The 1,255-nt window shown below is 74.4% G+C and carries 2 protein-coding genes; one reads left to right on the top strand and one right to left on the bottom strand.

The genetic code is table 11. From position 1 onward, the window contains the following. A partial coding sequence (locus tag ACVNF4_RS36225; RefSeq protein WP_461807064.1) for an SAV_915 family protein occupies positions 1 to 186 on the top strand: 186 nt, incomplete at its 5' end. Here ACVNF4_RS36225 and ACVNF4_RS36220 read toward each other — a convergent pair. Continuing rightward, a partial coding sequence (locus ACVNF4_RS36220; RefSeq protein WP_461807063.1) for a P-loop domain-containing protein occupies positions 132 to 1,255 on the bottom strand: 1,124 nt, incomplete at its 5' end. The genes ACVNF4_RS36225 and ACVNF4_RS36220 overlap by 55 nt on opposite strands.

Raw genomic sequence — 1,255 nt, 5'->3', positions numbered from 1 at the left:
GCGACCCTCGGCCCGGACCAGCCGTGGCTGCGCCTCGCCGAACCGGCCCTGCGCGCGCTGGCCCTGCCGCTGGGTGTCACGGCCGTCACCGTCGACCCCCGGTTCACCGCACCGCCGCCCGCCGGGCACCCTCAGCGCACCACCCGCAACCCCCGCAGCCGGTTGAGTGCAGCGGCGATCTCGTGACGGCGGGGGACCGCGAAGTCGTCGTCGTGGACCGTGCGCAGGGCGGCCACCGGATCGGCGCCGGTGAAGTCCGCGTCGAGGAGGTCGAGGGCCTCGGCGAGAGTGCGGGTGCGGGTCAAGTGGCCGTGGCGGACCAGGAGTTCCAGGGCGAGACCCACCCCCGTCACGTGGGAGGCGTCGGCGAGGGGCTCGACGGCCCGCAGGTCGATGTCGTGCTCGCCGAAGACCAGGTAGTCGGTGCCGCGCGAACGGACCCGGCTGCGGCCCTTGACCGTGGAGTCCACCGACACCGGGTCGATCCGGCGGGCGACGACGCCAGGGAAGGAGTCCGCCTCCGCGCGCCGCCCCGTCGGCACGGCGGCGATCTCCCGGGCCCGCTCCGTCACGTCCTGCGGACGGTAGGCGTCCATCATCACGACCCGGTCGGCGACTTCGAGGTAGTCCCCGCTGCCGCCCATCACCAGCACCGTCGACACCCCGTGGTCCCGGTGCAGCGAACGGACCGAGTCCACCAGCGGCGTCAGCGGCTCCCGCTCCTTCGCCACCAGCGCCTGCATGCGCGCGTCCCGGATCATCAGGTTCGTCGCGGCGGTGTCCTCGTCGATCAGCAGCACCCGCGCCCCGCTCTCCACCGCCTCGCACAGGGACGCCGCCTGGGACGTCGACCCGGACGCGTTCGGCGTCGAGAAGTCCGCCGTGTCCGCGCCGCCCGGCAGATGGCTGACGAACGCGTGCACGTCGACCCGCTCCACCGGACGGCCGTCCTCCGCCCGGATCTTCACCGTGTCCGCGACCGCGACGGCTCGCTCCCGGCCGTCCCCGGGAACGTGGTCCCACACCCCCGTCTCCAGTGCCCGCAGCAGCGTCGACTTCCCGTGGAAACCACCCCCGACGATCAACGTCACCCCCTCCGGAACCCCCATCCCGGTGACCGTCCCCGCGTGCGGCAGCTCGATGCTCACCCGCAGCTCCTCCGGCGACCGGAACGCGACCACTCCCGCGCCCTCGGCCGGCCGGTCGTCCGCACCGCTGCGCCGGGCCAGCAGCGACCCGTCCGCGACGAACCCGA

Source organism: Streptomyces sp. S6 (assembly GCF_054880855.1).
This window is presented reverse-complemented; position numbering and strand designations above follow the sequence as displayed.